Source organism: Lysinibacillus sp. NPDC092081, from assembly GCF_044755845.1.
GTDB lineage: Bacteria > Bacillota > Bacilli > Bacillales_A > Planococcaceae > Lysinibacillus.
On record NZ_JBIVRU010000022.1, the window covers coordinates 44083 to 65505 of the forward strand.

The window sequence follows — 21423 nt, forward strand, 5'->3', positions numbered from 1 at the left end:
AATATTAATTATATATTAGCAATAATAATTATGTGAATATATAATTTATTCATAACAATATTTTCACTAGAATAATATTGGAAATGGAGTCGATGAAGATATGTATACAATGACAGATCAAAAACAATGGAAAGGCCGTATAGATTCAACTACTAATACGGATAGTTTCCGTTTACATCAAAAAGTGAAAAGAATTCCTATTAATGATGTAAGCGCTTCAGATAATCAGCATGCCGGAATTGTGGGCTTTATATGTGATGAAGGTGTACGTCGTAATCAGGGGCGTGTAGGAGCAGCAAGTGCACCTAATGCTCTGCGTGAATCATTATCTAGCTTACCTTGGACATTTAATGATGAACAGCAAATTATAGATGTTGGTAACGTCCTTTGTCTTAACCACGCTTTAGAAGAAGCACAGCGTGAGCTCGGTGAAATTGTCAAAACATTGCTAAATAAAAAAATACAATGTGTCGTGCTTGGCGGTGGACACGAAACACTTTACGGACATTATTTAGGCGTTCGTGGAGCGTTACCTAAAGATGCGAAAATCGGGATCGTCAATATCGACGCTCATTTCGATTTACGACCATATGATGAGCAACCATCGTCTGGCACAATGTTCCGTCAGATTTTAGAACAGGATCCACATGCCGATTACTTTGTTTTAGGCATACAACGTTTCGGCAATACAAAAGAACTGTTTGATAAAGCCGATGAGTTGCATGTGAATTATGTGTTAGAAGAAAATATGACGTCAGAAAATAAAGCGCAAATCATACATGATCTTCAGCAATTTATGGATAATCATGATTATATTCTCTTAACGCTCTGTATGGATGTACTAAACGCTGCATGTGCACCGGGTGTTAGTGCTCCATCACCGTTTGGACTAGATCCAAAAACTGTACGCATGATACTTCAACAAGTCACTTCACATCCAAATACACATTCTTTTGATATTTGTGAGGTAAATCCTTCACTGGATGAGAATGGGCGCACAGTTAAACTAGGTGCTTATTTTGTTTATGAAGCACTAAATCACTTACTTAGGAGACAAGGTACATGATCGAAATTAATCAAATTACAACCGTATTTCTAGCAGTTGCACTATTCGCATTGGGAGGCTGGCTTATCAATAAAGTCGGTTTTTTAAAACGTTTTTGTATACCAGCACCTGTTGTTGGTGGCTTACTATTCGCCGCATTGGCAACTATTCTAAAGACAACTGGCGTATTAGAAATTTCGCTGGATACGTCTTTACAAAGCTTATTTATGATTACTTTCTTCACAACAATTGGTTTAGGCGCAAGCTTTAAACTTGTGAAGCTTGGTGGAAAATTATTAATTATTTATTGGTTGGCTTGTGGTTTCCTAGCATTAATGCAAAATGTTATTGGTGTATCTCTTGCATCGCTAATGGGTATTCATCCATTAATCGGTATGATGGCTGGTGCTGTTTCTATGGAAGGTGGCCATGGTGCCGCTGCAGCATTTGGACAAACTTTAGAAGACTTAGGTATTTCATCAGCCATGACAATCGGTGCGGCTGCGGCTACATGTGGTTTAGTTGCTGGTGGCTTAATCGGTGGTCCTATTGTAAAGTACTTAGTTGGTAAATATAATTTAACACCAGATGAACAAGAAGCTGAAGAAGTTGATTTTGAAAATAAAAATGAACAAATTACATCCGATTCATTCTTTACACAAGTATTATTAATTACGTTCTGTATGGCTGTAGGTACATATGTTGGAACATTATTCTCAGAAGCTACTGGTTTTGTACTACCTGGCTATGTTGGTTCAATGTTTGTAGCTGTACTAGTGCGCAATATTTTGGATAAAGTAAAACCTGAAGCGATTAACATGAAGAGCATTTCTTTAATCGGCGATGTGACATTAGGTGTCTTCCTTTCAATGGCGCTCATGAGTATTAAATTATGGGAAATTGCTGATTTAGCACTTCCACTATTCATCATTGTTTTCGTACAAGTATTCTTCATTGTCGTATTTAGTATTTTTGTATTGTTTAAGTTACTTGGAAAAAATTACGATGCTGCGGTTATGGTTGCCGGTTTTGCCGGACACGGTTTAGGGGCAACACCAAATGCGATGGCCAATATGTCAGCAGTCGTCCATCGTTTCGGTCCATCTCAAAAAGCATTTCTTGTTGTACCCATTGTAGGAGCGTTTTTAATCGACGTCTTCGGTATTCCAATTATTATTACGACGATCAATTTATTTAAATAATAAAATAGCCAAGCAATTGTCTTAATTAGACAGTTGCTCGGCTTATTTTTTTGGTTTATTGATTATTGTAATATTTCACTAACAGTTACAAATTCGTAGCCTTGTTTTTGCAAGTATAGAATGACATTTTCCAAACCATTTGCTGTCGATTGATGAATATCATGCATTAAAATAATGCTGCCATCTTTCGCTGACGCTTTCACATACGTTAATATTTTATCAGCATTGCGATGCTTCCAATCTAGCGTATCGATTGACCATAGAATAGAAGGCATCGTCATAACAGAACGAACTTTGTCATTCGTTGCACCATATGGTGGACGGAAAACCGTTGGATACTGACCGATTGCAGCATAAATTGCATTGCTAGTTCGATCAACCTCTTGTTTAACATTTGCTGTTGTTAAGGCTGTTAACTTTGCATGGTCCCATGTATGATTGCCTATTTCATGGCCAGCCTCATAAATTTGCTTTACGACTGCTGGATTTTTAGAGACATTTTGCCCAACCATAAAAAATGTAGCCTTCGCATCATATTTCTTTAAAATCGCTAAAACTTGTGGGGTAACTTTTGCATCTGGCCCATCATCAAATGTTAAAGCCACACGCTTTTTTTCCCCTTTCGCTACTGGTACACCTTTATTGTATACTTTGTTATCAGCTATTTGGATATTTGCCAGCTCTGAAGCTTTCACATAGCCCTTTTGTTCACCTACTTCTACATAGGCCCAGCCTGCTAGCGTTGTATATTGCTGGACAACTGTTTTATTGGCAAGTGTACCAAGAACCTCACCATTTGCGCTAGCAGTTAAACGAAGGACAGCGCCATTAGCAGCATTTACTCGTTTTTTTGTCGCAACAGGTTCTTTTAAAGAATTCGTTGCAACATAACCTGTTTGATGACCATATTGGACAAATGACCAACCTCCAGGTGCTGATCCATATACAAAGATCATACTATTTTCGTAAATCTGTCCGGCTTTTTGTGCGCTTGGACTAGGATATGTAAATAAAGTTGTTCCATCTTTTTTCGTCACTACATATTTTTCAGATGTAAGGCTCACTAATGCTGCCGTTTCTACATATCCCTCTAGCTGTTGCACTTTAATTCGAGTCCATTCCTCACTTACTGGTGTAGCTGTTACATAACTACCCTTCGCTATTTGACCGATGACGGCACTTTCTACGGAAGGTTCTACATAAACTGTTGTGTCATTAGCTACTGATTGAATAGCTGGTGTTCCCTCAGCATTTGCAGAAGTATTACCTACAAACACAAAACTGATTAAAAAAGTCAAAATAATAGCATAGGGTAAAAGTTTTTTCATTGTTCTACACCGCCCTTTTCATCACAGATGTCTTTTCTCATATGTTTTTTTCATAAAAGTATAGGATTCGACTCTAATTATAGAATAATAAATTCTACCAGGAAATAGTAGGAATCAACTAGTTTTTGTGAATAAAAAATTCATTATTAACGTTTTTGGGTAGCTAGAATTAACGGCATATTGTTAATGTTTTTCTAAAAAGTCTTTCACCTTTTCTTCATAAAATTCCACTGTGATCGCGTTGGCAATAGATGATGAAAACCCATTATTTTATTGGCACGTAACATCTCCCCACTTAAATGAAAATGATTGATTGTATCCCAAACATGAATACCGTGTTAGCAATTTTGCCAACTTTCATTTGTCAAAGGCTCCCAAGACGCCTTTTTCGGGTGCTTGCGCAGCATACCCTATTCATAAGACGATTGAAACGATTGAAAAGTTATTATTTTTTTCATATTTTTCCCTCTTATAGCGCATCGTACACTGTAAGAGCATCCTCAATATGGAACGGTGGTGTCCAAGCCTGCCCATTTGCATTAGTCGTCACAAAAATATATTGTTTACCTTCTTTTTCGATAATAGAGGCTAAGCAAAGACCAGCTTCAGGTGTGTAGCCTGTTTTTCCTCCCAATATTGCACCTTCTCCACCTGGTACTTTCGCTAAAAGTGAGCTTGTTATCGTTAATTCATTTGGGACATGAGTCATATAACTTTTCGAAGTCAAAATTTGATAAAAGGTAGGATTTTTAATGGCATAACGAAATAGCTTACTTATATCACGGACACTGGAGACATGAGCGGGATCATGTAATCCGCTGACATTGACAAAATGGGTATCGTTTAACCCTAATTCATGCGCTTTATTATTCATTAATGTCACAAATGCTTCTTCACTACCTGCCATCGCATCCGCAAGTGTTCCTGTAGCATCCGCCCCAGAAGCAAGCAGTGTGCCATATAATAAATCCTCTATCGTTACAAAATCTCCTGCCTTAAAGCCCGCCATGGAAGCATTTTGAGCAGTAAATTTAGAAATCGTTTGTGGTTTAACGATTGTTTGCTTCTGCAAATCAGTAGTCATTTCAATGGCAACAATCGCTGTCATAATTTTCGTTAATGATGCAGGATAAATAATGTCATCTGCATTTTTTTCGTATAATACATCTCCTTTTTCATTCAGCAGCAAAGCATTTTTACTATGCAATGAAGGTAGCTCTATTTGCGCCTGTTCCGTTGTTGTGTCATTTGTATAATAAAAAAAGAATGCAGCCGCACATATAAAACAAAATAAGACAAATTTTTTCATAAAAAAACGCCCCCCACTCATTATAATAGGAGGCATTTATGAATATTCCTGTTGGAAATTTATGAAGAAATTCTTAAAGTTGATTTTTGATTAATAAAAATCATCGAAATCTGAACAAATTCTCGTTATCGTTTTATTCGCTAATTTAAAAAATACATCCTGAGATACTTCTAGCTTCAGTGCATCTTCCTTTTTTAAATCCGCATATACTCCTCGTAAAATACGACCTGTTAGACCATGTGAAACAACAATAACTTTCGGTATATGTTGAATGTCTTCTAGCCATGCACTTAGTCTGTTCACTACCGCGTCATAAGCTTCTCCATTAGGCGCATTAAAATACCAATTATACACGTCTGTGTTATGAAAAAGATTTGGCCAAGAACTTTCAATTTCTTTCGTTGTTAACCCAGCCCATTGTCCCACTGCAACCTCGGTTAATCGTTCATCTTTTTCAACATTCTTCAAATCATATCCAATTGTTTCACAAATTATTTCAGTGCTTTGCATGGCTCTTCCTAATGGGCTAGAAAAAACTTTCCATTCATTAGAATTTCCAATTAAGCTTTTCAGCATTTGTGCATTTTGCTGTACTTGATTTACACCCATTTCTGTTAATGGCGAATCGAGCTCTCCTTGGTACCGTCCTAGTGTATTAAATTCAGTTTCACCATGACGAAGTAAGTATATCGTTTGATTCAATATTGTTTCCCCCTATAATTTCTCCCCCACTGTCACTCATTTTAAAACAATAGAATGATATAAACAAATCCAAAGAACAAACATAATGGACTGTAGATCCAAGTATCGTATTTAGCAAACAGTGAATGTTTTATTTTTTTAAAAAACCCAACATAATTAAAATCACCAATCGCCCGAACAATAAAAACTATAGCACAGACAATACTTCCGATTTTTGATAAACTATTTGCTTGAAAACTCTGCAAATAATCACATTGAACAACGATAATGATACTAGCAAATAGAATAAGAATGGCTACGAATAATGTTCCCCATTTTCTCGGAGTAAATGCAGGTTTATGCTCTCCCTCTTTTACTGGGAGAACAGCTGTAGAACCCCATCGACCTCCAAATGCCCAATACATATGCAAAAAACTGATAAACCACAGAGACCCTACAGCTAATATTGATAAAATTGATTTCATCTATTTATTTACCTCCAATGTCGCTTCCCTAAAACATACACCACCGTATGTTATGAGAATAATTTTGTCCCTTCAGGTTGTATAACCATATTAGGGACATTTATTATCGTGTATTAAAAGCTCGACTATTTTATCAATATTAAAATTAGGATTTTCTTCATACCTTGTCATCCATCCTACATACGTTAAATAGGCAAGTCTCGCTCTATCAATCGATTCAGCATTGTCTATGCCCTTTTTTTGATACAATTTCGCAACACAAGAAATTCTTTGTTCTTCAATATCCACTAAACGTGCTGCAACAACAGAGTCGTATTTAGCCCAAGTATGAATACCAATCTCCATCTTTTTATTTCGATTAAAACTAATCTGTAATAGCTGTTCTAATGAGGCATCCTGTTGCTCCATACTTTGAACAATCAGCTTTGTTGCATGTATTTCCCAATAGTCGACCATAGAATCTAACAACTCTTGATGGTCACGAAAATAGTGATAAAAGCTTCCTTTACTTATTTTTAGTAATCGAGCGAGTGCTTCGATGCGAACTTTATGGATTCCTTCATCAGCTAATTGTTGTAATCCTGCTTTTATCCAATCTTCTCTCGTTAATTGCATGTCATCTCTCCAGTAAGATACGGTAGCGTATGTTTTGTGTTAGGTTACTACTAATTTCATTTTTTGTCAATTATTCAAATTCAATTTATTTATTTTTATGAACTTTAATGTTATTGTCAATCGTAATATTTATAGTCATTACCCTTGGTAAAATACAAGCGCCTACCAATATAATAGCTAAAAGTTTTTTCATCTTTCTCTCCTTTTTTCATTTTATTGATCATATTTATTCTTTTGTCCACAGCTAAGGTCAAGTTTTATTAATTCCTTGACCTCAATGACAACTTATCAATTATGCCTCGGCACAATGCGTCCGGAATCGGCTTTGTGCTTAGGCCTGCAGATGTTTTTTGTGCGAAAGCGCAGTGCTAACGCAGCGGCAGCAACAGATGTTGGTCACTCAGTCATGTGTTGTTGCTTCCGCTGCGCTTTCGCACAGATAAATTGCCACGGGACTTGGCGTTCTTAGACTGAGTTCCTCTATTTCAGCGGGTGTTTGGACACCCGCTGAAAGAAGTTAAAATGTATTATCAAATAGACGTTCAGCAATGCCTAGTAAAATATCTTTCTCTGTAAACTCCATTAATTCTTCTTTCGTAATATTTTTCTGTTGAATTAGGCGGTTAGATTGAATGGTCACGAGCTTTTCAAATAAGTTTCGGATATAACGACCGTTCGAAAAGTTTGGAATTGATTCGACTGGAATTTGATGCAATTGCTCCTTCATATGGTGTGCAAATACTTCACCATACTGATAATCATTATTTTTACATAGCATGGCAAAAATATCATAAAGCTCATCTGTGCTAAAATTATCAAACTGCACAAAATGATTGAAGCGCGATTTAAAACCTGGATTGGCTAGCAGAAATTCCTCCATAAGCTCTGTATAACCAGCAACGATCACAACTAAATCATCGCGTAAATCCTCCATCGACTTTAATAGGCTATCAATCGCTTCTTTACCAAATGCGTCCTGTTTATCATTGATGAGTGAATAAGCTTCATCTATAAAAAGCACGCCGCCCCTTGCTTTATTCACAACTTCCTGAACCTTCAAAGCTGTCTGGCCAACATATCCTGCCACTAACCCTGCACGATCTGTTTCCACAAAATGCCCGCTTGAAAGTACACCAAGATGCTTATATATTTGGCCTATTATACGCGCCACCGTTGTTTTTCCTGTACCTGGATTTCCAGAGAATACTAGATGATATGTTATTGGGAAGCTTGTTAAACCATGGTCGACACGCAAGCTTTGAATTTTAATGAAATTAATAAGATTATGTAATTCCTTTTTGGCATTTGGAAGTCCTACAAGTCCATCAAGTTGCTTTTGTAATTTTTCAATCTCTCGCTCTATTTCTGGTGTGATTCGTAAACGTTCACCGTTAATAAATTCACCGCTATAAATAATTTTTCCCTCTTCATTAAAATAATCTCCTCGACCGTGCTTTTCTCCATTTACAAGTTCACCGATATAGGAAGCCTGTCCATTAGCATAATAAAGCGTACCGTGTCCTGTCATAGCATCCTCTTTAAATTGCCCTTTCGATACTAGCACACCTTGACTAGTATAGTTCTTACCTTTTCCATGCTTCATATCCTCAAAGAAATAACCCTCATACTGAAGGGATGTTACACCAATTGCAAGCTCCTCAGCACTTGGCGATTCTGGTGCATAGTAAAGCTTTCCTGCACCTTGCATATGATTCCATATAAAATCACCTTCATATTGTAAAAAACCACTTGGATAGTATTGTTTTCCCTTGCCTTTCTTCATGCCATGGACAAAATCACCCTCATATTGTGGCTGATTTAATTGCGGATACTGTACACGAAGCTCTTTAAATGGGACAATAACATCTTCTTCATAATACAAAATACCGTAACCTTCCATTAAATCATTACGAAAATGTCCCTCGTAATATATCTGATTTTCCTTATATAAAATACCATCACCTTGTTTTTTATTTTGAATAAATTCGCCCTGATAAATCATTTGTCCTTTTAAATACATAATGCCGTTACCTTGCTTCATATGATTGACGAATTCTCCCTCGAATAACAGTTCACCTTCTTGGTCAAATAGCGTCCCCTCTCCATCATAAATGTCATGACCAAAGTCATTTTTCTTCACACCGCCACGATACATTAATGTACCATCTGGATACAATATCTCTTTTTCTTCGTGATTATATATCATTTAATTCCACCCTTTATCCATTCAGTATATGCTCAATTATAACGTGGAAAAGAATGTATATGTGCGAATTTTTAGAATTTAATGGGTTTAACATTATTAAATATTACTCGGTATCCTAAATATTTTTAACCGGCGATTCAACGACTTGATAGTAAGTAAATTAATGAAATTGAATTGATTCGTTCCTCTGATAACAAAACAATCATAATTACAGATGTAGCAATTTGAATATCAGCCGCGCTTTGAAAAGTCTATTTTTCCAATTCTGATAATGATGGGGCTTATTAGTTATCGTTACGTATTAATGATAAACGTGAAAATGGCATACGATTAGATGACTCAAAACATTTATTTATATGAGGAAAGCATATGAAAGATTACAAGATTTAGATGATATTAATTTGGCCCGGCCTTTTCGAGGATGTTTTTTAAGATATAAATCATTCTTAAACGGTAAAAATCCGCTTCGATTCTACGCGGATTTTTACTTTAAACTTTAGGATAGCTTTTTATATGTAGCGATAATTTTGCTGCATCGATTGAATCGTTTCAATGATCTCTTCTCTAAGCTCAATTGGCTCTAGCACTTCAATGTTTGCTCCTTGGCTCAGCAGCCACATTTTAATACCATGTCCAAAAACTTCTGCTTCAAATAAATATTGCCCATCTTTTTTGGATACTATTTTTGCTGTTGGTAAACGATCTAACACAGCTTGCGGGGATGCTCCTTTAAAGATAAATTTCATACTCATTAGCTCGCCAGCATGCATAAACTGAATACGTTTGCGAAATTCTCCTTCTTGAAAACGTTCGGCATATGGTATTTGAAATTTTTTATCAAGCTCAAGAAAATGTTGTATTCGGTCGACTCTATAGACAATAGGCAAATCCTTTTCGTGCTTATTATCATAAGCAATTAAATAAAAGTAGTATTCTGCGAAAATGACGGCGAGTGGTTTTAAAATCTTTTCTGTAGGAATTGTTTCGCCTTCACGTAAATAATCAATTTTAATGATTTTCTTTTTTTGAACCGCCTCTGAAAGAACCCAAATTAAATGCAATAGAGACTTTTTATGATTTAAATCTACGTACAAATGCTTTTCGTTTAAAATAATATTATGAATAAACTCCTGCTTATCGGCCGCAACAATTGAAATAAGCTTATCTATAATATCGCTCATTTCTGATTTTAGCAGTGCTCTTGATTCAATGAGAATTTTAACAATCGCTAAAACTTGCTCCTTCGATAAAATACTTTCCCCTTTATTTGTCAGCCTGTACACATTTTCTGTCCGCACATATTCTAAATGGCAATCTAATTTAGCTTTTTCCAGATACCCCCGAATTTCATTCAAATCCCGTTGTATGGTTTTTTCACCAACATTATGTGTAAATGCTTCTTGTTTTTTGTTAATCCCTTGACCATCCATCAGTCTGTCAAACATCGAAATGACGCGATAGCCTTTATTTTGTTGTGAATCTACCATATATCCCACTCTCTCTTCAAAGTTACTTCTCTATTATACAAAAAGAGTTGGACACTATTAGTCCTTTTAACTACTAAATTTCTATATTATTGGTATTATTGGCACTACATACTATACTTTTGTTATAATTCACTTGATTTTTACAGTTAATCCCTCATTTGCAGATAAAAAGGACTTCAACCTTGGTGATTGAAGTCCTTCACTATTATGTCAATGAAATAAGGTGTCACATTGAATAAAGTCTGACCCTTAGGCAAAGCTAGGGGTTGATTTCCGTTCCGGCTGGGCGCTTTCCTGGGGGCGTTCGATGAGCCGCTTCGCTTCGCTGCAGGGTCTCGGTCCAACACGATGTTGGTCACGAAGGAGTCGCCCAGCCTCCACTCCAATCAACCACTTCACATAGAATTAATTGTGATAAAACGAAATTTCAACATTATATCTGTGCCAAAGTGAGTAGTCTGAAACGGAGATTACTCTCATTTTAAGGGCAACATTCACAAAATCCCATTGACCATTTTGTTTTTAAACATAAGTAAAAATCTTGATTAAAATCTTTAGCGGATTATTCCTTTACTCTTACTGCAGTTCCGTATGCTAGTACTTCTGATGTGCCGTCCATGACAGATGATGTTGAAAATCTTACCGCAACAATTGCATTTGCTCCTAGTTGTCTGGCTTCTTCTTCCATAGCTTGTGTGGCAATCTCTCGAGAACGAGTGAGCATTTCTGCATACTCCTTCATCTCTCCTCCGACAATATTGCGAAGTCCAGCCATCATATCACGACCAATATTTCTCGATTGTACCGAATTACCTTTTACTAAACCTATAGTTTCTACAATTTCTTTTCCCGCTACAATATCTGTTGTTGATAGTAACATACAAAACTCCTCCTATTTTTTATATTTTTCAATGGCTTTAACTGCTTCAGCAATAGAAGTTGTAATAACTCCATTGCGCTTAATTAAGCCAATAACAAATAAATTACGATACACAAACTGATTTTCAATTCCGTCGCGTACAAGTGCCTCTATTTTCATCATATTATCCCGACCTTGTTGACGAACATCTGTAAATACACCTACGATTGGTTGATTCAGCATCGCAAATGCACCAATCTCTGCTGCCACACCAGAATCAATTTCAACACCATCTAAAACGGCTACTAATACATCACTATTTTGCAGCATCTCTAAATCTGCTTGCGCAATTGCCAAACTATCTGCATAAGACGTTTTATCATTTATTGCATCATTCTCCTGTGGCACATATAATTCAATACCTGGTACTGCCTCTCTAATTGCCGCAGCGAGCTGCTCGTTGACTAAACGATCTCCTAAAGAAAATAATCCATTTGCTAAGTATGCCTTCATCATAAAACTCCTATTCCAATGTTTTTTCAAATACTATCTTATGTCGATCTTTTTTATCTACAAAAGTTGAGACAATATCAAATCCGTGTTTAAGATTTGTGATAAGCATTGCTTTTCGCTCATTTCTACCATATGTACGAACTTTATTAAAGCCAAGTGCCTGTAGATATTCATGCTGTCGCCTCATTAATTGACTGGCGATTCCTTGACCACGTTTCTTTTCATGGACACCACCTAACCAGCTATAAAAAACGCCATCCGGATGTGTGTAGCCTAGTTTAAAGCCTATGATATCTTCATTTTCTACTGCTAATAAACAAATGAGTCCTTCTTTACTTTCAAGTTTTTCTAGTGGTAGATTTGCCCCATCAAATACATGTGCATGAATCTCCTGTAATTGCTTCAACCAATCATATGGCACGCCTTCCATTGTAACGATATGCATTTTTATCACCCCAATCTCTACAATCATTAATTATAGCAGAAAAGGTTTAACTATAAGGTTGAACATTGCCGTATAGTTAGTTTTCTAAGAAAAGTTTCAAATGAGGATTCCGTATGGATTGAAATCAGATTTCTTTTTGTTATTCTCTTAAAAGAAGCTTGCGGTATTTAATCTGATTCAAACGGTTCTGGTTAATAATAAAATCTCCCACTTTTATACGAACCCAAAGTCACATCATTTGGATATACTGTTCGTTTTAGCGGGAGAGATATATTCAATCATCCGATTGTTTCCACAACATTTCCTTGCTGATCTTTAATATACGTTTTTTCAATTAGGAGTGAAAGCCCCGGTATAGAAGATAATTCAAATTCTTTTTCTTGTGGCATCAAATTTTGATTGAGTTCCATAACTGCCTTTTCATTTAAAGCTATGGTAACATCCGCTTCCTCCACGCTATACCCACATTTTTCTCCTGGCTCAAATACAATTCGGATTTCTCGACCAACTAAGGCTAACCTTTTCCCTTTTAAAATTCGCCCGCGTAATAGTTTACCGATTATTCCTGCTTGCTTTGCCCCCAGCGTTAACTTATTAGGCTGTTTGCTGAACACTCCCTTTTTCCCCTGCTCCCAAGCTAGTTGGTCCACAAATAAATAGCCGGTATTTGAGCCTTCTTCCGCCATTCCTTTTTCTACCGCTTCGGCAATGGATGAAATCTGTAAAAGAGATGCACGAGATAAGTCCGTAACATAGCTCGGGATATATTCTAGACCTGCATTTAGTACACCAATAGTAGTCCAAGTTTGCATCGCCTCAAGCTCATCGCCTGTAATACCTACCATTTGAATAAACTCCACTTGTCCATTTGGTGTATCAATAGCAGGCAACTCGGGATCTAACTTATATGCAAGCGCCGTTAAAAGCGTATCAACGCCTTCGCAGATTGGACCATTAGCATCCAAATAATCGCCTGCTCTGAAAACATTGCCACTGTCAAAAACATATCTTCCCATGTTTTGCAGCAAATTTAACGCCCACGCTGGTGGCTCCTCCTCATCTTCATTTCGAGCAAGACGAAATGTTAACTCAAACCCATATCCGCTGTATTCAGCATCCTCTGATTCTTTTTCATACAACTCGGAAAATCCATAAGTTACAAAATGCCAGTGTGGAACTGGTGTCTCACTCTTATAGACACTAATTCCTTCAAGCGGATCTTCGCCCCCTAATAAATATGGAATAACAGTGCCATAATGCTTCGGCTCCTGTGCTCCATAAACTTTTAATAATTCCTGATCAATCGCATCCCAACCAAATGCATTTACTTCTTCGCTCATCAATAACGCCTCCTATGTATTTTTCGGTTTTCGAACGTTTAAGGTAATCTACGGACTCGTTTCTTTGGTCTTTCAGGCTGCCAGGTCACCAAGATGCTCGTCCTTCTCCTCCCATACCTAGCATTTCTACAAAACTATTTATTTTTCGTTATGTATTTTTTTACTTTATAATCATCCTTTAGAATTCTACTATAAAGTATATAATATACTCTAAAGAGAATAATACCCAACTTGACTACCTTTAATTTTATAACAGAATAGATATATTTTCATTAATCGGTGGTGGACTTCGAGTAAATTTGTGGAACTTAAGCTACCACGCCTTTTGACAATCTGTAGTGACAGTGGCCTAGAACGACCATAAGGTATGAAGCCTCGGTGGATATCTAGATACGCCGAGGCGTTATGATAGCATGGATAAAAATTAATTAGAATAATTCGAGGTTTCGCCTTAACCGTATAACATTGCTGGTGAACGTACGCTTTGTAAATAATCTGCAAGCTTCCCAGCATATACTTTTTCTAAATAAGGTAATTGTGCGACACAGTGAGGTGTCATTAATGCTGGGTTTTGATAAACTTTCAGCCCACCAACCTTTAAAAGAGTCGCTACAAATTGTGAGCAAAAATAAGCACGCTCTCTTCGTACCTCCTTTTGCATCATAACGCCAAAGAGCCCGATAAAATTATATTTATAGCGATCACGATTCCAATACATATAACGTACGATTTTCATCATCTCTAAGTATTGATAGTGGGATATTCTACAGCGATAAATGACACAATCAGCTGTTTCAAATAGCCCTCTTTCTGCATCTTCTTGCAAAAAACCCCCACTTAAAGGATTGTTTAATTGTCTACGTCCAAAGCTATACATTTCAAAAAGTTCCTCATCAAAAGCAATGGACGCATGATTCATCTCTTTTCCAGTATACATGCCTATAGCTTTAGATAATAATGTACCTGTTTTTGTTAATACTATGTAAATGGTGTATGCCATTCCTTCACCTACTTCAATATTCTTCCCTACTAGAAATACGTTTTAAATATTCAAATAGTTTCATTAATTCCCCTTTTTTATACGTATATCTAAAGAAGTTAAGTTTTTTCTTAGTAAAAACTTAACTTCTTTAAATTTATAAATCCATTGATTGTAGGAATCTATTTTTTCGCTATCTTTATTTATATGAAGCTATTTCTATTCTTATGTGGAGAAATTTGCAGTCCAGATGATTTTATCGCCCGGTATTTATAAAAGACTGTTCGTGTGCTCACAAATGCAGTAGAACAATGAGCTGCATTTATTGACCAATCGGTTTGAATTGGATGCAGGCACAAATCACGACGGGGAGATTGAACTATTTTTCAAATGGATGACGCAGCATTTGAACATCAAAAATATAAGCAATATAAGCAGGCTGTGCACAATCAAGTATACATAGCCATGATTGTGTACTGCTTGAACATGTTGGCGCAGCTAGCTATCAACAGTTCACAAACGACCTTACAAATTAGCCGTTTCCTAAAAGCGTCCTTGTGAAAATATGGATATATTCATACGACGATAGTGATGGGAGAAAGATAAAAAATTATTAAAAGTTACAGTGAGGATTTTTTAGAATATATTAGTGCATTACTTTTTGATGAAAATTTAAAAAGGGTCGTTTTCGTATTCTATCTTCTAAGCCTAATAAGGTATATTGCTCAACAAAGAAAAGAGTAGCTTTTCCCACTCTCCCCTTTGTATATAAACACATACAAATAACACATCAACTTTAACGTTAAATAGTACGTAATGAAGATGATATGTTATTTTAATCTATATTTCCCTTCGCGATTCGCAATGCGAAAGCTATCCCCTTCTTGAATAGCAATCACTTCAGAAGTACTTACTTCCTTAATTTTATAATATTTTGTTCCTTCTCTATAATGATTTGAAAAGTTTCCATCATATATTGCTTCTTGATCAGAATATTTAGTTACTTCACCTAACACATTCCCAACATTTTCAGTATATTCGTCACTGACTACATACATATAGTCATCCCAAACAACAAAGTTATATACCCAATCTGGCGATGAAGAAGACGAACAGCCGATCAGCATTAATACAGAAATCGAAAGAATCCCCATTAACCCCTTTACATTACGCATGACTTATTTCCTCCTTTTGGGTATATGAAATATATTAACAACTATAGTTCTAAGTCATCAAATTCATTTATTATTTCTAACTCTCTGGCATTGTTTGGAGGTGTGATTTTTTTGTGTTTAAATACTTCATCAATTCTGCTGTTGTTATTTTTAGTTTGCCCTATTGTATGATATAATCGCTTTACTGACTAACCTAAGCAAGTCAAATTGAGCTGTAGCGATACCGTACGCTACAGCTTTTTTTGTATTCTCCTCCTCAAGGATTATTGCTTTCCAAATACTCCTCGGCTAGTTGCGGATTTTTGTAAATGGCCATACCCGTTTTCAACTTTTTAAAGCCAATCTTTTCGTAAAAAGGTTCATTTCCTGTTGTTGCAATCAGCTGAATACAAGAAACATCTTCTAATTGGTGAATGATGTCCTCTAAAAGAGTTCTAGCTATCCCTCTTCCTTGATAATCTTTATGTACTACAACATCATAAATAGCAGCATTAAATATGCCATCTGAAAGAGCTCTCGCAAAACCTACAATTTGATGATCTTTTACTGCGAAAACTTGGTGTGTACTTGCATTGAAAACTTTTTTTATTATACGTTCGTCATGTTTCATCCATCCAACTGATTGATAAACTTCTTTTAACATTGTTAGCTCGTTTTCCTCTACTTCATATTTAAGTAACACCATTTTTCATCCCCCAATTTGTCATTTCTTTAAATATAGACGTGTTGATTAACTATATTTAACCATCAAATTAAAGATGAATACATATTATTCATAAACTAAGTCTCTTGACGAACGTTTGTTCCGGTATTAAAATATTAAGCAAAGGAGGTTATTTTATGCAAAAAACGAACGCCATTGAATTAGTACACTTCTCAAAAAAATATGTAGATATATTGAATGACTTTGAACTTCCGGAAGAACAAAGTCAATTTACTGCCCTTCCAAAAGAGATTTCTATAGAAATGGTTGGACAATATCCGATTGTGATTCTGAGTGACAGTGTGCCTGTAGGATTTTTTGTCCTGCACGCAACAGAAAGAGTAAGAGAGTATTCTAATAATCCAAAGGCTATGCTGCTTACTGCACTATCTATTGATCATAGACAACAAGGAAATGGGTATGCCAAAAAAGGGATGCTGGCACTGTCTGAATTTGTTAAAAGAGAGTTTAAAGATTGTAATGAGGTTGTTTTAGTCGTTAATCATAAAAATATTCCGGCTCAAAATTTATATTTAAAAGTTGGCTTTGTCGATAACGGGGAAAGAAGAATGGGACGTATTGGCGAGCAAATTGTTATGAATCTAAACATTTAATAATTGTAAAAATGGATTTTCAAAAATCACTCGTCATGACATGAGTGATTTTTTTCTGTTTCATTTAATCAATTTAAAAAAGCTTTCAAATGAATGAGAGCGAATAAAGATTCGATAAATTATTTTGGGTTATGTCTGAGCGCGCCTGGAACGCCCGGTACCAGCGTTGTTGTAACCAGGGTAATATGTGTCGGAAACGGCATTTTATAGTCTATTATATTTTCCAAAATAATACTTAACAATATAAAAAACCCTGGATTTTATTTACAATAAATTCCTGTGTATGATAGACTAACGATTATACTTATATATTATTCCAAGGGAGAAACATGAAGAACTTTACAAAATTTCTATCTATTTTATTCGCCGCAGTGATTATATTATCTGGATGCTCAAGTATTAATGCCGCAGATTCGGAGAAACAAGCTGGGGATTCAGAGAAACGAGCTGCGGATGAGAAGCTAGCATTATCCTATGTCACGGACTACTACAACAATGGAAAGAAAGAGGAAAGATTGAAGTTTGTTGAGGAGAGTGTGCACCCTGATATGCAAGGTAAATTCCGCGTCAATGCTAAGTCAGGGGTTTCGGAGGAACAGAAGCTGAAAGATCCCAAGGTTGCAGAAGCTGTGCCATATGAGGACGAAGATTCAAAAGGATCATTAGTACTCATTCAATCGGCAAATGATAAAGAAATGATTGTGCTGATTACCGATAATAAAGTTACCTTAAGTATTACTCCATCACCGAACGCCGGGTCTCAGGATGCGTTCCAAGATATGCGCAGTGAATTTAAAACAGCTAAATAATTAAATGGCAAAGAATCACCTGATCTGAGCTGTCCTCATAGACATTAGAATAAAATAAAATGATTAAGCTCCTTAGCCCGAATAAACTGGTACCCCTAGATTGGACACTTTAGAAAAAAGGTGTTCAAGCTGTGGGTATCTTTTCGTAAACTGGAAGTAAGCATGGAGGGGATGGTATGAGTAAGAAAATTTTTAGCGAAGCAAATCGTGAACTTTTGTCTACAAACAAATATTAATAAGTAAAATCAGTGAAAAATCAATCACCTTTACCGACGAATTCAAGTGGTTATTCATCAAACAGTATCTGGAGGGGCAGACCCTGAAGAGATCTTTTTTAAAGGTGCAAAAAACTCGCAGCACATAAAATTAAAATACTCTTGGCCATTTTTCCTGTTGCTAATTTAGTTTTTGTAATACATCTACACCTTTGGCAAAGAATCCTATTCCATTCCTCTTTCTTTATTATTTTTTTGTCATTCATTTTATAGATAATTTTATCTATAGTTTTCTTTATATAGTTAACATAATATTTTTATTTTATTTTAACTTCTAATTCTTTTTTGCAAGTTCACATGGTCGCTCTCTTGCTTTTACTTCTTAACGCCACTGCCCCATAGCCAGTACCTTCGCTTCATCAGATAAAAACACAAAAGAGACTGGGACATGAGTATACTTTTAAAGAGAAAATCAAAAGAATTAGAACCAGTCATCAAAGTTGCAGGAGCTGCTACCATTACCATACGAGGTATTTTAACTATCTAAACATAGCAGCTTGAATTTGAGACTTTTTTATAGATATGATTTTCAAAAATCACTCGTCATGTTATGGGTGATTTTTTTCTGTTCTCCCCTTTACTGATGGAGCCTACACATATGTTTGTCAGTGCGGATAGACTGTTTTGACAATCTGCTATTTATAGAATTCCGATAATAGGAATTCTTTCTAATCAATTTTTATACTAACTGTAGAAACGTCACCGCTTCACATTGTGCTGAGTGTAGGTGGCAACACAAGGGTGCTGGTAGGTTTAATTATATATGCTCGGTTCCTATTTTAGTGGAATTCTTATACATATTTAACTATGACTTCTTCAATTAATACACTCTATAGTTGAAAAAAGAGACGCTTATTATAGTGATAGGTAAGCCTTTGACGTTATCTCCGGCTTTCCCCCCACCTCAGCCTCTTCTTTTACATGTACGGAGTGTATGAACAACACATGAGATGTTTATGGGTATATCTACTTCTCAAATGCCTATGTATGCATGATATTTGATAACCCGAAAATTCTCGCAGAATTTTCGGGTTATCTATCCACTTGTTACAATTATATCATCTAACCACAGAACACCTTCATTGTTATGATGGATAGTGGTTTTAACTTTTTATTATGATATGAATTGAGCTACTACCAAAGCCGCGGCACAATAAATATCTACTGGTATCCATAAGAGCCAACCTATCATCCAGTTTAATTTTAGATATACATTAGGTGGTATTATTTTCAATGCTATTTTGGTATTTCCTACGAGTTCATTATTTTTCCGTACCCCTTCAGAAATATTCTCAACCTTCAGTTCTGCTTGAGTTAAATTAGGATTATGAAAATCAACCTCTAAAAATGCGTATTGAGGATTTGAAACCGACAATTTTACACTCCTTCGTTTCATCCTAATTCCTTAATAAATCAATTAAAAGCTTACATTGCACGTGACATTTGTTCTATTATATTCACAAGATAGTAACAACATGCACTATTAATTTACAAAGTTTTGCAATGAGTACATCAACATGTCGATTATTGACGTAAAATTTTAAACAGTGTTTTTTGTTCTTTTATAATTCAATATTCAACCTTTATCATCAAAATGCCTTTAAGCTTTCAACAAAAAAATTAATATCCCTTCTTTAGAAGAAAGCCCAGAATAGTTACTTCAATGATCCTCAAAATATCCTGTTTACCGTATTAAATGCCCCGTTAGCACAAGAAGCGAGTGTACTAATAAAGGGTGAATTCCCATATTCGGCATGTGTTAAAGATGCAATGGAAGAGGATATCATTCCCCACGACTTCACTAGAAATACGGTGTTAAATTTTACAGTAAAAATTCTCTTTTTTCCGTCTTCACGGTAATTCAGGAGCGAGCGGTATAGGATACTTCACCTCTGAAAAGTTTTTGATTAGCAATTCCTCTTTTAACATTTGTCCAGTTACTTTATCGATCGTCTTTCGCCAAATTTCATTTTGACGATAGTTTTTCCCGTCTCTTTTTAAAAATTGATGGTCTCTTTCCTCAATATGGTAAGAGTAAGGCATTTCTTCATTAGCAAAAATAGCCCCTTTTAAATGTTTATCTGTTACCCAAACCTTTATTTGAAAAGATTTGGATGTCGGATTATAAAATCGTAGATCTATATAGTTGTAAAAAACACTTGCACCACTCCCAAATGGAAGTGTTCGCCCCGAATCAGGAAATGGGTCGAAACTATGATGATGTCTTTCCGTAACAATAAGAGGTGTGTGTAGCGCCATCCAATACAGTAGATTAGCGAGCTGACAAATTCCACCGCCAATGCCCGTCTTTACTTCTCCCATTGCGAGCTGCATGCCTTCAATATAGCCTTTTGCCTCCGTTGTTTTCCCTACTAGTTGCCAAAAAGGGAAAGTTTCACCAGGCTTAATGATTACGTCATCGATTTCACTTGTTGCAATTTTTAAATTGATTATTTTATTTTCTTGTAATTTAGGATCACTATTTCCTAACTTTCTTTTCAGTAATGATTGATGTTTTTTACAAGTATAGGGAAATGTAGTTGATAACTCTTTATGTGTGGCAAACCGTTTTCTTTCTTTTAAATTTGCTAAAAACCGAAAAAGTCTTTTTTGTTTGATTCGTGTGTAATAGAAGATTGGATGAAGTTCAGATAGTCTCAATACTATTTTCCTCCCTATTTTAGAAAATAATAAACTTTCTATTTATTACTATGCTTTTTTAGTTAAATTCAAGAACGAATTCTTTTTTGTGAGAATTCGTTCTTAAGAATTTTCAAACTAACTTCAACCACGCCACCGCTTCACAAATCAAGGTTCTTTCATGTGTGAAATTTGTGTAAAATAAATTCAATTCTTATCGTTTTCTATCGTGTCCATTAAAATAGAAAAAAACCACAAACGTTTGTATGTCAACGTTTGTGGACCTTCGAAAATTTCTTAACTTAACTAAAAAACATCTAAAGGTACCGGTGACAGGACAAAGAATATAGTGAAAAGCCTTATATATATAGGTTGATTTGTTTTCTTTACAGCTATTAAGCGGAGAAATCAAAGACATTTCTCGATTTCTATCACAGCTCAATCATGGCTTTAGCGAACAGGAACTTCAGCAACTCATCGAATTGTTTGTCGATAAAATTCGTGTATATGAAACTCACGTTCATATCGATTAGTATTTTGCAGCATTTACTAAGGAATCGAATGCATCATGATAAATAGACAAAAATTCGATTTACAGAAAACTATGAAAGCAGCTGCTTATCTGCGTTACTCGGATAAAAAACAAAATAACTGAACTAAGTAAAAGGTAGTGTAGCAATAAAAATCTCAAACTTAGTTAGAAAAATTAACTC

Annotated in this window: 20 protein-coding genes and 1 pseudogene; 5 read left to right on the forward strand and 16 right to left on the reverse strand. The window is 35.7% G+C overall.

Going from position 1 to position 21423, the window contains the following annotated elements:
* Positions 1-100: 100 nt before the first annotated feature.
* Both hutG and gltS read left to right on the forward strand, forming a co-directional pair.
* Positions 101-1066, forward strand: a complete 966-nt coding sequence (gene hutG / locus ACIQLB_RS21515) for a formimidoylglutamase (protein WP_400730543.1) — start codon at positions 101-103, stop codon at positions 1064-1066.
* Positions 1063-2247: a sodium/glutamate symporter gene (gltS, locus tag ACIQLB_RS21520; RefSeq protein WP_400730545.1), complete on the forward strand. Its 1185-nt coding sequence runs from the start codon at positions 1063-1065 to the stop codon at positions 2245-2247. The genes hutG and gltS overlap by 4 nt, the downstream gene beginning before the upstream one ends.
* 62 nt (positions 2248-2309) lie before the next feature.
* Here the strand turns inward: gltS and ACIQLB_RS21525 are convergent, their stop codons facing one another.
* The 12 genes from ACIQLB_RS21525 to ACIQLB_RS21580 all read right to left on the reverse strand — a co-directional run bounded on the left by ACIQLB_RS21525 (position 2310) and on the right by ACIQLB_RS21580 (position 14515).
* A complete protein-coding gene (locus ACIQLB_RS21525; RefSeq protein ID WP_400730547.1) occupies positions 2310-3575 on the reverse strand; it encodes a polysaccharide deacetylase family protein in 1266 nt (421 codons plus the stop codon).
* 469 nt (positions 3576-4044) lie between these two features.
* On the reverse strand, positions 4045-4884 hold the full coding sequence (locus ACIQLB_RS21530; RefSeq protein WP_400730549.1) for a D-alanyl-D-alanine carboxypeptidase family protein: 840 nt from the start codon (positions 4882-4884) through the stop codon (positions 4045-4047).
* 90 nt (positions 4885-4974) lie between these two features.
* Positions 4975-5586, reverse strand: coding sequence for a histidine phosphatase family protein (locus ACIQLB_RS21535; RefSeq protein WP_400730551.1), 612 nt, complete (start codon positions 5584-5586; stop codon positions 4975-4977).
* 41 nt (positions 5587-5627) lie between these two features.
* Positions 5628-6050, reverse strand: a complete 423-nt coding sequence (locus tag ACIQLB_RS21540; RefSeq protein WP_400730553.1) for a DUF3995 domain-containing protein — start codon at positions 6048-6050, stop codon at positions 5628-5630.
* A gap of 90 nt (positions 6051-6140) precedes the next feature.
* Positions 6141-6665, reverse strand: coding sequence for a TetR/AcrR family transcriptional regulator (locus ACIQLB_RS21545; protein WP_400730555.1), 525 nt, complete (start codon positions 6663-6665; stop codon positions 6141-6143).
* Between the two features lie 517 nt (positions 6666-7182).
* Entirely contained in the window at positions 7183-8871 is a 1689-nt protein-coding gene (locus ACIQLB_RS21550; RefSeq protein ID WP_400730557.1) for an AAA family ATPase, read from the reverse strand.
* Between the two features lie 509 nt (positions 8872-9380).
* Positions 9381-10358 carry a helix-turn-helix transcriptional regulator gene (locus ACIQLB_RS21555; RefSeq protein ID WP_400730559.1) on the reverse strand — a complete coding sequence of 326 codons (978 nt, stop codon included), beginning with the start codon at positions 10356-10358 and terminating at the stop codon, positions 9381-9383.
* Between the two features lie 562 nt (positions 10359-10920).
* Positions 10921-11238, reverse strand: coding sequence for a YbjQ family protein (locus ACIQLB_RS21560; RefSeq protein ID WP_400730561.1), 318 nt, complete (start codon positions 11236-11238; stop codon positions 10921-10923).
* Positions 11239-11250: 12 nt separating this feature from the next.
* Positions 11251-11730, reverse strand: coding sequence for a nucleoside 2-deoxyribosyltransferase (locus tag ACIQLB_RS21565; protein WP_400730563.1), 480 nt, complete (start codon positions 11728-11730; stop codon positions 11251-11253).
* A 10-nt stretch (positions 11731-11740) separates the two neighbouring features.
* Positions 11741-12175: a GNAT family N-acetyltransferase gene (locus tag ACIQLB_RS21570; protein ID WP_400730565.1), complete on the reverse strand. Its 435-nt coding sequence runs from the start codon at positions 12173-12175 to the stop codon at positions 11741-11743.
* A 278-nt stretch (positions 12176-12453) separates the two neighbouring features.
* Positions 12454-13515 carry a suppressor of fused domain protein gene (locus ACIQLB_RS21575; RefSeq protein ID WP_400730567.1) on the reverse strand — a complete coding sequence of 354 codons (1062 nt, stop codon included), beginning with the start codon at positions 13513-13515 and terminating at the stop codon, positions 12454-12456.
* Positions 13516-13966: 451 nt separating this feature from the next.
* Positions 13967-14515: a hypothetical protein gene (locus ACIQLB_RS21580; RefSeq protein ID WP_370046729.1), complete on the reverse strand. Its 549-nt coding sequence runs from the start codon at positions 14513-14515 to the stop codon at positions 13967-13969.
* Between the two features lie 289 nt (positions 14516-14804).
* Between ACIQLB_RS21580 and ACIQLB_RS21585 the strand changes: the two are divergent.
* Positions 14805-15055: pseudogene (locus ACIQLB_RS21585) on the forward strand (IS4 family transposase); the annotation flags it as partial.
* A 269-nt stretch (positions 15056-15324) separates the two neighbouring features.
* Here ACIQLB_RS21585 and ACIQLB_RS21590 read toward each other — a convergent pair.
* Both ACIQLB_RS21590 and ACIQLB_RS21595 read right to left on the reverse strand, forming a co-directional pair.
* Positions 15325-15669 (reverse strand): hypothetical protein, encoded by a 345-nt coding sequence (locus ACIQLB_RS21590; RefSeq protein ID WP_400730568.1) that lies wholly within the window; start codon positions 15667-15669, stop codon positions 15325-15327.
* Between the two features lie 256 nt (positions 15670-15925).
* A complete protein-coding gene (locus ACIQLB_RS21595; RefSeq protein ID WP_400730570.1) occupies positions 15926-16354 on the reverse strand; it encodes a GNAT family N-acetyltransferase in 429 nt (142 codons plus the stop codon).
* 155 nt (positions 16355-16509) lie between these two features.
* Between ACIQLB_RS21595 and ACIQLB_RS21600 the strand changes: the two genes are divergently transcribed.
* Both ACIQLB_RS21600 and ACIQLB_RS21605 read left to right on the forward strand, forming a co-directional pair.
* The gene (locus ACIQLB_RS21600) at positions 16510-16986 is read left to right on the forward strand and encodes a GNAT family N-acetyltransferase (RefSeq protein ID WP_400730572.1); all 477 of its coding nucleotides are present in this window, start codon (positions 16510-16512) and stop codon (positions 16984-16986) included.
* Between the two features lie 329 nt (positions 16987-17315).
* Complete coding sequence (locus tag ACIQLB_RS21605; protein WP_400730574.1) at positions 17316-17795, forward strand: hypothetical protein; 480 nt, start codon at positions 17316-17318, stop codon at positions 17793-17795.
* Positions 17796-19184: 1389 nt separating this feature from the next.
* On the opposite strand, the gene ACIQLB_RS21610 is transcribed toward ACIQLB_RS21605, so the two are convergent.
* Together ACIQLB_RS21610 and ACIQLB_RS21615 are read right to left on the reverse strand one after the other, a co-directional pair.
* Complete coding sequence (locus ACIQLB_RS21610) at positions 19185-19445, reverse strand: hypothetical protein (RefSeq protein WP_400730576.1); 261 nt, start codon at positions 19443-19445, stop codon at positions 19185-19187.
* Between the two features lie 476 nt (positions 19446-19921).
* Positions 19922-20731, reverse strand: a complete 810-nt coding sequence (locus ACIQLB_RS21615) for a VanW family protein (RefSeq protein WP_400730578.1) — start codon at positions 20729-20731, stop codon at positions 19922-19924.
* Between the last annotated feature and the right edge of the window lie 692 nt (positions 20732-21423).